Below are 12233 nucleotides of genomic sequence, written 5' to 3' on the forward strand. Positions count from 1 at the left end.
GAGCGTCCAGAAAGGCATGCGACGCAGAGCGCCGCACGATAGTCGCGCCTGCACCTGCCCCTTCGTGAGCAAGCTCCCACAAAGGCTGGGTACGCATGGCCTTGCCGCTGCAGCCCGGCCGCATTTCACGGCGCAGCTGTGTCTTGACCGTTCATTAAAAAAAGCCAGACTGAATAGCTGACTCAACTCAGGGATTGGAGCCAATGGACATCTCGACACTCGCTGTATTCATTCCGGCCTGCTTTGCGCTGAACATGGCGCCCGGTCCGAACAATCTTCTGTCGATCAGTAACGCTACCCGCTACGGCTTCTCCAGCTCTTGCGTCGGCGGAGCGGGGCGCTTGCTGGCGTTTGTCATCATGATCGCCTTGGCCGGCGCAGGACTGACTGCTGTGTTGCATACGTCCGAATGGTTGTTTCATGTGATCAAGGTCGTCGGCGCAGCGTATCTGTTTTATCTCGCGGTGCAGCTATGGCGCGCCGACCCGGCTATTCAGAACCAGGCAGAGATCACAACAGCCAACGCTGGCAGCCTTGCGCGTCAAGAGTTTCTGGTGGCTATTGGCAATCCGAAAGCGATCCTGCTGTTTACTGCTTTTCTTCCGCAGTTTGTGGATCAGCAAAGTGATGTGTCAGGTCAGTTCGCGGTGCTGGGTGGTCTGTTTCTGGTACTGGAGTGCATAGCGATCGCGTTGTATGCCGCGATGGGGATCCATGCTCGTCGCCTGTTGGCCAGACCCAGTGGCAAGCGGTTGTTCAACAGGGTATGCGCGGGGTTGTTGGCAAGCGCTGCGTCGGTACTGCTGGTGTCGCGGCGGGCTTGAAGTGTGACCGTGGAATGACTGCCGCGCAGACGAAAAAAAGCCCCGAAACGACCAGGTCGTTCGGGGCTTTTTTCTGGGTTTTTACAGACCGGCAGCTGCGCGCAGGGCGTCGGCGCGGTCGGTTTTTTCCCAGGTGAAGGCGGTGAAGGTGTCATCGCCAACGGTCATTTCGACCGGGATACGACCGAAGTGGCCGTAGGCTGCAGTGGCCTGGTACATCGGGTGCAGCAGGTCGAGCATGGTGGTGATTGCGTAAGGACGCAGGTCGAAGTTGTCGCGGACCAGCTTGATGATCTTGTCATCGGACAGCTTGCCGGTGCCGAACGTGTTCAGCGAGATCGAAGTCGGTTGAGCGACGCCGATGGCGTAGGACACCTGAATCTCGCAACGCTCGGCCAGGCCGGCAGCGACGATGTTCTTGGCGACGTAGCGACCGGCGTAGGCAGCCGAACGGTCAACCTTCGATGGGTCCTTGCCGGAGAAAGCACCGCCGCCGTGACGGGCCATGCCGCCGTAGGTGTCGACGATGATCTTGCGGCCGGTCAGACCGCAGTCGCCTACCGGGCCACCGATGATGAAGTTGCCGGTCGGGTTGATGTGGAACTGGGTGTCCTTGTGCAGCAGGTGCGCAGGGATGACGTGCTTGACGATCAGCTCCATCACGCCTTCGCGCAGGTCCTTGTACGACACATCCGGGTTGTGCTGGGTCGACAGTACGATAGCGTCGACGCCGACCACCTTGCCGTTTTCGTAACGGCAGGTCACCTGGGATTTGGCATCCGGGCGCAGCCACGGCAGCAGGCCGGATTTACGCGCTTCGGCCTGACGCTGCACCAACTGATGGGAGAAGGTGATCGGCGCTGGCATCAGCACGTCAGTCTCGTTGCTGGCATAGCCGAACATCAGGCCCTGGTCGCCAGCGCCCTGATCTTCTGGCTTGCTGCGGTCAACGCCCTGGGCGATGTCTACCGACTGCTTGCCGATGATGTTCATCACGCCGCAGGTCGCGCCGTCGAAACCGACGTCGGAGCTGTTGTAGCCGATGTCGAGGATGACGTTACGCACGATGTCTTCCAGATCGACCCAGGCCGAAGTCGACACTTCGCCAGCGATGATCGCCACACCGGTCTTGACCAGTGTTTCGCACGCTACACGGGCGTATTTGTCTTCAGCGATGATGGCGTCCAGAACCGCGTCGGAAATCTGGTCGGCGATCTTGTCCGGATGCCCTTCGGACACGGACTCGGAGGTGAAAAGTGAGTATTCGCTCATCTCTACGGGTTTCCTTCATTTTACCGATGGTGAGTGTCGCCAGCCGGTCGCTGAAAATGGCGAACCTGGATCTGGAAACCATTACGTAAGCCTACATAGAGGCTTTCCCCGGGAACTAGCCCCGCAGCGATGGCCCAACGGGCCAGGTCTTCCTGCTCGAAACCTAACCAGAGATCGCCACAGGCCTCCCTGGCCCAACTCTGGTCATGACTACACAATTCTGTTACCAGCAGGCTACCGCCGGGTTTTACATGTTCGGCCAGTTGCCTCAAGGCTTCGGCCGGTACCGCGAAATGATGCAGCACCATGTTGAGGACGACGCAATCGGCACTGACTTTAGCGTCGGTCAGTGCATCGGCCAGTCTGAGCTCAACGTTAGCCAGTGCCTTGCGCTCGCAGACGCCGCGTGCCAGGTCCAGCATGACCGGGCTGTTGTCCATCGCGATCACCTGACCGAAGCGTCGCGCCAGCTCTGGAAGGAAGCCGCCGTCGCCGGGGCCTACTTCCAGAGCGGTCGCTTGCGCGCCGAAGCTCAGTTTGTCGAGCAAGGTCAGCAGGCTTTCGCTGTACTGCGCCAAACCGGCGATCAGGTCCTGCTGGGCGCGAAACTTTTCTGCGGTGCGGGCGAAAAAATCCTGACTGGCCAATGCCCGTTGCCGATGCACCAGGCCGATACGGCTTTGTACGTCGTCCGGCAAGTCCAGCGTATCCACTTCATCGAGCAGCGCCGCATGCAGCCTGCCGCCCGGTAATTCGGTGTGGGGCAGGGCGCGGCGGTAGAAAATCGCGTTGCCTTCACGCCGTGTCGCGACCAGATCAGCCTGCGCCAGCACCTTGAGGTGGTGGCTCATGCCGGACTGGCCGATGGCGAAAATCTGCGCCAGTTCCAGCACGCCGAACGAGTCATTGGTCAGCACACGCAGCACGTTCAGCCGCAAGGGATCTCCGCCGGCCTTGCACAATGCAGAGAGGTCGTCGCATGCATCGTGGCGAATGGCAGGTACACGCAGGTTCATAGCTGCGCAGTCTAGAGAGCGATCCGGAGTGTCGCAAGGGCAATATCAAAAAGTTTTGATATTGCGGGATGGATGGCGTCGGTCAGGCGTTGTGAACTTGTCGTGCAGGCGGGTGATCCAGTCTTTGCGTGGCAAATAATGTCCGCAACCCCGGAAAAAAGCCTATGGTCGTCTATCTGTGATTGCCCCCGGCCTGTCCGTGAGGGAAAATGGCCTTCTTTTTATCAATCCTATTTCTTAATTCCCAGGAGATCAGCGATGCCAAGCCGTCGTGAGCGTGCCAACGCTATTCGTGCCCTCAGCATGGATGCCGTGCAAAAAGCCAACAGCGGCCATCCGGGTGCCCCCATGGGCATGGCGGATATCGCCGAGGTTCTTTGGCGCGATTATCTGAAACACAACCCGGCAAACCCTTCATTTGCCGACCGTGACCGTTTCATCATGTCCAACGGCCACGGCTCGATGCTGGTCTATTCGCTGCTGCACCTGACCGGCTATGACCTGTCCATCGACGACCTGAAAAACTTCCGTCAATTGCACAGCCGTACACCGGGTCACCCGGAGTACGGTTACACGCCTGGCATCGAGACCACCACCGGTCCGCTGGGTCAGGGCTTTGCCAACGCTGTCGGTTTCGCTGCTGCCGAGAAGACGCTCGCCGCGCAGTTCAACCGCCCAGGCCACTCCATCGTCGATCACCATACCTACGTGTTCATGGGTGATGGCTGCATGATGGAAGGTATTTCCCACGAAGCGGCCTCGCTGGCCGGTACGTTGCAGTTGAACAAGCTGATCGCGTTCTACGACGACAACGGCATCTCCATCGATGGCGAAGTGGAAGGCTGGTTTACCGACGACACGCCAAAGCGTTTCGAGTCCTACGGCTGGCTGGTGATCCGCAATGTCGACGGTCATGATCCTGAAGAAATCAAGACGGCCATCGAGACCGCTCGCAAGAGCGATCAGCCGACGCTGATCTGCTGCAAGACCACCATCGGTTTCGGTTCGCCGAACAAACAGGGCAAGGAAGAGTCCCACGGTGCGCCGCTGGGTGCTGACGAAATCGCCCTGACCCGTGCTGCACTGAAGTGGAACTACGGTCCTTTCGAAATCCCGGCTGATATCTATGCCGAGTGGAACGGGAAGGAAAAAGGCCTGGCTGCCGAAGCCGAGTGGGACCAGCGCTTTGCTGACTATTCCGCCGCGTTCCCGGAACTGGCCAATGACTTCATTCGTCGCATGAGTGGGCAGTTGCCTGCTGATTTCGCTGAAAAATCAGCGGCTTATGTCGCCGAAGTCAACGCAAAGGGCGAAACCATCGCCAGCCGCAAGGCCAGCCAGAACGCGCTGGGAGCACTGGGCCCGTTGCTGCCTGAAATTCTGGGAGGTTCGGCTGACCTTGCCGGGTCCAACCTGACCATCTGGAAAGGCTGCAAGAGCATCACCGGCGAAGACCCTAACGGCAACTACCTGCACTACGGTGTTCGCGAGTTCGGCATGGGCGCCATGATGAACGGCATCGCCTTGCACGGCGGTTTCGTGCCTTACGGCGCCACCTTCCTGATCTTCATGGAATACGCGCGCAACGCGGTGCGTATGGCCTCGTTGATGAAGAAGCGCGTGATCTACGTATTCACCCACGACTCCATCGGTCTGGGCGAAGACGGTCCGACTCACCAGCCGATCGAGCAATTGACCAGTCTGCGTACCACGCCGAACCTGGACACCTGGCGTCCTGCGGATGCCGTGGAGTCGGCCGTGGCCTGGAAACACGCGATCGAGCGTGACGATGGCCCGTCGGCACTGATCTTCTCCCGTCAGAATCTGACCCATCAGGCGCGTGACGAGAAGCAACTGTCCTACATCGCGCGTGGCGGCTACGTGCTGCGTGACTGTGCTGCCGAGCCTGAGCTGATCCTGATCGCAACCGGTTCGGAAGTCGGTCTGGCTGTGCAGGCGTACGACAAGCTGACCGAGCAGGGTCGCAACGTGCGCGTGGTGTCCATGCCATGCACCAGCATTTTCGAAGCTCAGGATGCTGCTTACAAGCAGGCGGTGCTGCCGTTGCAGGTCAGCGCGCGTATTGCCATCGAAGCGGCTCACGCCGACTACTGGTACAAATACGTTGGTCTGGAAGGGCGCGTGATCGGCATGACCACCTTCGGCGAGTCGGCCCCTGCGCCAGCGCTGTTCGAAGAGTTCGGCTTCACGCTGGAAAACGTCCTGAGCACTGCTGAAGAGCTGCTGGAAGACTGATCAGCTATGTGATGTTGATGTTGTGGGAGCGGACCGGGCGACGCTTCGCTCCCACATGATTGTTATTCCCTGGCGAAAACTTCATGCCCCAGCCCCGCCCTTACAAAGTTGCTCTGAACGGTTACGGCCGTATTGGTCGTTGCGTCGTTCGCGCGCTGTGCGAGCGAGGGGCCAAGGCCGGGTTTGAAGTGGTTGCCATCAATGATCTGGCCGACATGGCCAGTCTCGAATACCTCACGCGCTTTGATTCCACACATGGCCGGTTCCCCGGCGAAGTGCGGGTCGAAGGGCAATACCTGCACATCAATGATCACCGGATCAAGGTGTTGCGCAGTGCGACGCCGGAAGGCATCGACTGGGCCGCTCTGGAAGTCGATCTGGTGCTTGAGTGTTCCGGTGTCTACAACACTCGCGAAGATGGCCAGCGCTTTCTGGATGCCGGCGCGCCGCGGGTGCTGTTTTCCCAGCCGATGGCCAGTGAACGAGATGTCGATGCCACCGTGGTGTTCGGCATCAACCAGCACAAGCTGACCGGCCGCGAGCTGCTGGTCTCCGCCGCGTCGTGCACCACCAACTGCAGTGTGCCGCTGCTGCGCTTGCTGGATCAGGCCATCGGCCTGGAATACATGACCATTACCACCATCCACTCGGCGATGAACGATCAACCGGTGATCGACGCTTATCATCACGAGGATCTGCGCCGTACCCGCTCGGCCTTCCAGTCGATCATCCCGGTGTCCACCGGTCTGGCGCGAGGAATCGAACGGCTGCTTCCGGAACTTGCCGGCCGAATTCAGGCCAAAGCTGTTCGCGTGCCGACCGTGAATGTGTCCTGTCTGGACATTACGTTGCAGATGTCGCGAGACACCGATGCCGTGGAGATCAACCGTATCCTGCGTGAGGCCGCCACCAGCGGTCCGCTCAAGGGACTGTTGGCCTACACTGAATTGCCGCACGCCAGTTGCGATTTCAACCATGACCCGCATTCGGCCATTGTCGATGCGAGTCAGACCCGCGTTTCCGGACCCCGGCTGGTCAATCTGCTGGCCTGGTTCGACAACGAGTGGGGCTTTGCCAATCGAATGCTCGACGTCGCCGATCACTTTCTGCGCGTCGCTGACCAATAACAGTAAAAAAACAGGAATGCTCATGACCGTCTTGAAGATGACCGACCTCGATCTGCAAGGTAAACGTGTACTGATTCGCGAAGACCTCAACGTCCCGGTAAAGGACGGCGTGGTCAGCAGTGATGCACGTATCCTCGCTTCGCTGCCGACCATCAGGCTGGCGCTGGAAAAGGGCGCGGCCGTCATGGTCTGCTCGCACCTTGGCCGCCCGACAGAAGGTGAGTTTTCTGCCGAGAACAGTCTCAAGCCGGTTGCCGACTACCTGAGCAAGGCGCTGGGTCGTGACGTTCCGCTGGTTGCCGATTATCTGGACGGCGTCGACGTGAAGGCCGGTGAGGTGGTCCTGTTCGAGAACGTTCGCTTCAACAAGGGCGAGAAAAAGAACGCCGATGATCTGGCGCAGCAATACGCAGCGCTGTGCGACGTGTTCGTGATGGATGCCTTCGGCACCGCGCACCGTGCCGAGGGGTCTACTCATGGCGTGGCCAAATTCGCCAAGGTGGCGGCGGCGGGTCCGTTGCTGGCTGCCGAGCTCGAAGCACTGGGCAAGGCCCTGGGCGCTCCGGCCCAGCCGATGACCGCCATCGTTGCCGGCTCCAAGGTCTCCACCAAGCTGGATGTGCTCAACAGCCTGAGCGGCATCTGCAATCAGTTGATCGTCGGCGGCGGCATTGCCAACACCTTCCTGGCTGCAGCCGGTCACAAGGTCGGCAAATCGCTGTACGAACCTGATCTGCTCGACACCGCCCGCGCCATCGCCGCCAAGGTCAGCGTGCCACTGCCAACTGACGTGGTGGTTGCCAAGGAGTTCGCCGAGAGCGCTGCCGCTACCGTCAAGCTGATTGCCGATGTCGCCGATGACGACATGATTCTCGATATTGGCCCGCAAACTGCTGCACATTTCGCCGAATTACTGAAATCTTCCGGGACTATCCTGTGGAACGGTCCGGTCGGCGTATTTGAGTTCGATCAGTTCGGTGAAGGCACCAAAACGCTGGCCAAGGCCATTGCTGAAAGCCAGGCGTTCTCCATCGCGGGCGGTGGTGACACACTGGCGGCCATCGACAAGTATGGTGTGGCACAACAGATTTCCTACATTTCGACCGGTGGCGGTGCGTTCCTCGAGTTCGTGGAAGGCAAGGTCCTGCCAGCGGTGGAAGTGCTCGAACAACGCGCCAAGGCTTGAGTGAAAGCCTTGGACAAGGAGTGGTCAATGGTCAGGGCGTTACCGTGGTTTCTCATCGCAGGTTTACTGGCCGGTTGCGCGGGCAAGCCTGCGGCTGAAGAGGTGGAGAGCGACTCCCCGACGCAACCGCTCCAGCTGAGCTGCTATCAGGCGGGCTGGCAGGCCGAAACGGTGCCGGTGGTCTACAAGCGCGGCGGCCCGGAAGTATGGGATCGTTACGAATTCATGCCGCGGACCGGCAATGTAGGTTGTCTGTGAGCCAGGTCTGAAACCCGTTGGCAACATTGACGGGCTTCAGTGGTCTTTAAAGGGTGGATATTTTTCCGCGAAAGGAGTTTCGCCATGAAGATCGCTGCCCTGGCTCTTATGAGCTGCATTGTACTGGCTGGTTGTACCGGTTCTGGCTCGCGTGCCAAGACCTGTCAGATATTCAGCCCGGCCGACGTGAATGTGCCGACGACCGAAAACAGTCAACGGGTCGAGGCGCATGTGACCGGTGAGCCGGCCGATGACCGAAAACAGGAACAGAACTGCCCCTGACAGTTGAAACGGCCGGCACACGCCGCGTTTCGCAGGGCAGCCAGGAGACGTAATGAAAGGCGTGATTGCCCTCGGGGTTTTGGCAGTGCTTGGCGGTTGTTCGAGCATGAGTTCACCGCAGCAGAATGATCCCTGGAATCGCTGGGTATGCGACAGCAATGCTGAGGTCAACTGGCGCTACATCGACTCGGCCAAAAAGGAAGTCGATGTGCGTCTGAATCAGAGCGATCAGGTGTTCAGGCTCAAGGCCGAACCCGGCGCTGCCAGCGGAACGCTGTACAGCAACAATGTGTTGGCATTCGTCAACAAGGGTAGCGAGGGCCTGATCTACTGGGACGCTACCAACGATCTGATCGGTCGCGGCTGCAAGGCCAGATAAGTCGGATCTCGGGCACACACGCACGGCCTCGCGGCTGAGCTTATAACTTGAATGGCAGCCGCCACTACGGCAGGCTTGCTCGACTAACGACCCTACCGGGAGAGAAACAGACAATGGCACTTATCAGCATGCGCCAGATGTTGGACCACGCAGCCGAATTCGGCTACGGCGTTCCAGCCTTCAACGTAAACAACCTGGAACAGATGCGCGCCATTATGGAAGCGGCCGACAAGACCGACTCCCCGGTGATCGTCCAGGCTTCTGCCGGTGCCCGCAAATACGCCGGTGCGCCGTTTCTGCGTCACCTGATCCTCGCCGCGATCGAAGAATTCCCGCACATCCCGGTGGTCATGCATCAGGACCACGGCACCAGCCCTGACATCTGCCAGCGCTCGATCCAGCTGGGTTTCAGCTCGGTCATGATGGACGGCTCGCTGCGTGAAGACGGCAAGTCCCCGGCCGATTACGACTACAACGTCGACGTTACCCGTCGCGTGGTGTCCTTCGCTCACGCCTGCGGCGTTTCCGTGGAAGGCGAGCTGGGCGTGCTGGGTTCGCTGGAAACCGGCATGGCCGGTGAAGAAGACGGCGTTGGTGCGGAAGGCGTTCTGGATCACAGCCAGATGCTGACCGACCCGGAAGAGGCCGCTGACTTCGTCAAGCGCACTCAGGTCGATGCCCTGGCCATCGCCATCGGCACCAGCCACGGCGCTTACAAGTTCACCAAGCCGCCTACCGGCGACATCCTGGCGATCGAGCGGATCAAAGAGATCCACAAGCGCATCCCCAACACTCACCTGGTGATGCACGGTTCTTCGTCCGTTCCACAGGAATGGCTGAAGATCATCAACGAGTTCGGCGGCGACATCAAAGAAACCTACGGTGTGCCGGTCGAAGAAATCGTTGAAGGCATCAAGCACGGCGTGCGCAAGGTCAACATCGACACCGACCTGCGTCTGGCGTCGACCGGTGCCATCCGCGAATTCATGGCCAAAAACCCGAGCGAGTTCGACCCGCGCAAGTATCTGGCCAAGACCGTTTCGGCCATGCGTGATGTATGTATCGCTCGTTACGAAGCATTCGGCACCGCTGGCAACGCCTCGAAGATCAAGCCGATCTCCCTGGACGCCATGTTCGAACGCTACGCGCGTGGCGAACTGGATGCCAAGGTCAACTGAGTTGACTGAGCATTGAAGAAACCCGCAGAAATGCGGGTTTTTTTATGTCCGGTCAAAAGCACCTGCCGGGTGAATGAATGCTCCGCGCTCATGGTTAGACACAAGTACTGAAGAGCCTGAACATCTCGCTTCTGCGCGGCGGGCGTAGGAGCGAACTTGTTCGCGAAAGGGCCGGTACATTCTCCAAAAATGCATTTTATGAACTACCGTCTTCGCGAACAAGTTCGCTCCCACGGCCTTCGGCCAGAATCAAAAGCGGACTTGTGCGTAACGATGGGTACTCCGCGTGGGCATGCGGTTCCGGACGCTCTTGAAGCGTCTAAACGCTCTTCATCAACCCTGCACACGCCGCCTTGTACGCTTCGTGCTGGTACTTGTTCAGGGTGTCAGGCAGGGCGAAGGTGTGTTTCTTGTTCTGTGCGTTGATGGTTTGCGGCGAGATCAGCACCACGTCGCAATCGGACATCAGTTGAAAGATGGTTTCGATCTTGAAGGTGGTCGGGCCGCCAGCGAATTCGCCTTTCTTGCTGCGCTTCTTGATGGCGATGTGGCTGACGCCGTTTTCACGCACGAAGCCTGCGATTTGCGTGGCGAAAGCCTTGACGTTGGCAGGCTCTTCATCGTCCTCCAGCGCGATCTTTTTCGTGGCCAGCGGCAGGTGGGCGAGGCCGCTGCTCTGCCGTGTGGCGAGGGCGAAGATGGCTTCGCTGCCTTTGATTTCTACACCGCAAATAATCATGAGAAAACCTGATGAGCTCGTTCATATAAAGAGGCAGGTTATCTCATCGTAGACGTTATTCCTGAGCTATCGACTCCAGATACTCCGAGCGCTCGTCACTCATGCGTGCAATGCAGTCGTTTTCGCTGATGGTGAAGGCCTTGCTGCCTGCTGCAGAAGGAAAGACTTCCACCGCGCAGTCGGCGTCACGCAGCTTCTCCCAGGCTTGCTGGGCGGTTTTGAGTTTGCTGGTAAAGTCGTTGAACTGCGTCTTATTGGCAACGAACTGGGACTGAACCCGCTTGAGCAGATTGTCGAAGTTCTCCTTGAGCAACTGTTCGGCAGTGGTACGGCTGTAGGCCGAGCATTCCAGTGTCTGCTTGTCGTCCTCGACACCGTCGCAGGGCGACGCGTCCGGATTCTGAGCAGCATGTACGCCTGTCACAGCTGTCGTCATAAGGGCCAGGGTCAGCAAAAACGTTTTCATCGAGTCGCTCCGATCCATTGATAGGCTCGATTCTGTCTCAAGCGCGAGACATTGAACAGGTTTACGACATCGCACGACCACGCGCCGTACCCCTTTGTCGCATCTTGACGCTTTCGGCAAACCCCCTGTCGTTTTTGCACCCGGTTCCCCTGACCCTCCGGCATATGCTGACCCCATTAGCGCCGACAGCCGATTCGGCGCACCGGAATCAAAAAAGGGGACAGCCTGATGAGCCCAGCCGAATTACACGCTGACAGCATCGTTATTGACGGGCTGATCATCGCCAAGTGGAACCGCGAGCTGTTTGAAGACATGCGCAAGGGCGGCCTGACCATGGCCAACTGCACCGTGTCGGTGTGGGAAGGCTTTCAGGCGACCATCAACAGCATCTGCACCAGCCAGAAACTGATGCGCGAGAACAGCGACCTGGTCATGCCGGTGCACACCACAGCCGATATCCGCAAGGCCAAGGAACTGGGCAAGACCGGCATCCTGTTCGGCTTCCAGAACGCGCATGCCTATGAAGACCAGATCGGCTACGTCGAGATCTTCAAGAAGCTCGGCGTCGGCATCGTGCAGCTGTGCTACAACACCCAGAATCTGGTGGGCACGGGCTGCTACGAGCGCGACGGCGGGCTGTCGGGTTTCGGTCGTGAGATCGTCGCTGAAATGAACCGTGTCGGGGTGATGTGCGACCTGTCCCATGTCGGCTCGAAAACCTCGGAAGAAGTCATTCTCGAATCGAAAAAACCGGTCTGCTATTCCCACTGCCTGCCGTCCGGCCTCAAGGAACACCCGCGCAACAAGTCTGACGCCGAACTGAAGTTCATCGCCGACCATGGCGGGTTTGTCGGTGTGACCATGTTCGCGCCGTTCCTGGCCAAGGGCATCGAGTCGACCATCGACGATTACGCCGAAGCCATCGAATATGTGATGAACATCGTCGGCGAAGACGCCATCGGCATTGGTACTGACTTCACCCAGGGTCACGGCCAGGAATTTTTCGAGTACCTGACCCACGACAAGGGCTACGCCCGCCGCCTGACCAACTTCGGCAAGATCATCAACCCGCTGGGCATCCGCACCGTCGGGGAGTTTCCCAATCTGACTGAAACGTTGCTCAAGCGCGGTCACTCCGAACGCGTGGTGCGCAAGATCATGGGCGAGAACTGGGTCAACGTTCTGGCCGACGTCTGGGGCGAGTAAACCGCCCGCCATACCTTATCGAATTGAACCCCCACGGCCTTTCG

Annotated in this window: 13 protein-coding genes; 9 read left to right on the plus strand and 4 right to left on the minus strand. The window is 59.1% G+C overall.

The window, feature by feature from the left end:
* Positions 1–203: 203 nt before the first annotated feature.
* Positions 204–824, plus strand: coding sequence for a LysE family translocator (locus QRN50_RS01090; protein WP_011269231.1), 621 nt, complete (start codon positions 204–206; stop codon positions 822–824).
* 81 nt (positions 825–905) lie between these two features.
* Here QRN50_RS01090 and metK read toward each other — a convergent pair whose 3' ends face one another.
* The gene (gene metK / locus QRN50_RS01095; RefSeq protein WP_003372639.1) at positions 906–2096 is read right to left on the minus strand and encodes a methionine adenosyltransferase; all 1191 of its coding nucleotides are present in this window, start codon (positions 2094–2096) and stop codon (positions 906–908) included.
* A 20-nt stretch (positions 2097–2116) separates the two neighbouring features.
* Entirely contained in the window at positions 2117–3112 is a 996-nt protein-coding gene (locus tag QRN50_RS01100) for an ArsR/SmtB family transcription factor (RefSeq protein ID WP_003316359.1), read from the minus strand.
* 258 nt (positions 3113–3370) lie between these two features.
* Between QRN50_RS01100 and tkt the strand changes: the two genes are divergently transcribed.
* The 7 genes from tkt (at position 3371) to fba (ending at position 9778) form a co-directional block, all read left to right on the plus strand.
* Positions 3371–5368, plus strand: coding sequence for a transketolase (tkt, locus tag QRN50_RS01105; protein ID WP_003405179.1), 1998 nt, complete (start codon positions 3371–3373; stop codon positions 5366–5368).
* Between the two features lie 83 nt (positions 5369–5451).
* Positions 5452–6495: an erythrose-4-phosphate dehydrogenase gene (gene epd / locus QRN50_RS01110; RefSeq protein WP_011269230.1), complete on the plus strand. Its 1044-nt coding sequence runs from the start codon at positions 5452–5454 to the stop codon at positions 6493–6495.
* 22 nt (positions 6496–6517) lie between these two features.
* Positions 6518–7681, plus strand: a complete 1164-nt coding sequence (locus QRN50_RS01115) for a phosphoglycerate kinase (RefSeq protein WP_096126940.1) — start codon at positions 6518–6520, stop codon at positions 7679–7681.
* 27 nt (positions 7682–7708) lie between these two features.
* Positions 7709–7939, plus strand: a complete 231-nt coding sequence (locus QRN50_RS01120) for a lipoprotein (protein WP_003316354.1) — start codon at positions 7709–7711, stop codon at positions 7937–7939.
* 84 nt (positions 7940–8023) lie between these two features.
* Positions 8024–8221, plus strand: coding sequence for a hypothetical protein (locus QRN50_RS01125; RefSeq protein WP_003405172.1), 198 nt, complete (start codon positions 8024–8026; stop codon positions 8219–8221).
* Between the two features lie 52 nt (positions 8222–8273).
* A complete protein-coding gene (locus QRN50_RS01130; protein ID WP_003320832.1) occupies positions 8274–8600 on the plus strand; it encodes an MliC family protein in 327 nt (108 codons plus the stop codon).
* Between the two features lie 113 nt (positions 8601–8713).
* A complete protein-coding gene (gene fba / locus QRN50_RS01135; protein WP_003316351.1) occupies positions 8714–9778 on the plus strand; it encodes a class II fructose-bisphosphate aldolase in 1065 nt (354 codons plus the stop codon).
* 319 nt (positions 9779–10097) lie between these two features.
* On the opposite strand, the gene QRN50_RS01140 is transcribed toward fba, so the two are convergent.
* Complete coding sequence (locus tag QRN50_RS01140) at positions 10098–10517, minus strand: DUF3010 family protein (RefSeq protein ID WP_011269228.1); 420 nt, start codon at positions 10515–10517, stop codon at positions 10098–10100.
* Positions 10518–10572: 55 nt separating this feature from the next.
* Positions 10573–10983 carry a lysozyme inhibitor LprI family protein gene (locus QRN50_RS01145; protein WP_003405168.1) on the minus strand — a complete coding sequence of 137 codons (411 nt, stop codon included), beginning with the start codon at positions 10981–10983 and terminating at the stop codon, positions 10573–10575.
* A 228-nt stretch (positions 10984–11211) separates the two neighbouring features.
* Here QRN50_RS01145 and QRN50_RS01150 point away from each other — a divergent pair, with 228 nt between their 5' ends.
* Entirely contained in the window at positions 11212–12189 is a 978-nt protein-coding gene (locus tag QRN50_RS01150; RefSeq protein WP_003405167.1) for a dipeptidase, read from the plus strand.
* Positions 12190–12233: the final 44 nt, after the last annotated feature.

This window comes from Pseudomonas sp. MEJ108 (genome assembly GCF_030208985.1).
Taxonomy (GTDB): Bacteria; Pseudomonadota; Gammaproteobacteria; order Pseudomonadales; family Pseudomonadaceae; genus Aquipseudomonas; species Aquipseudomonas fragariae.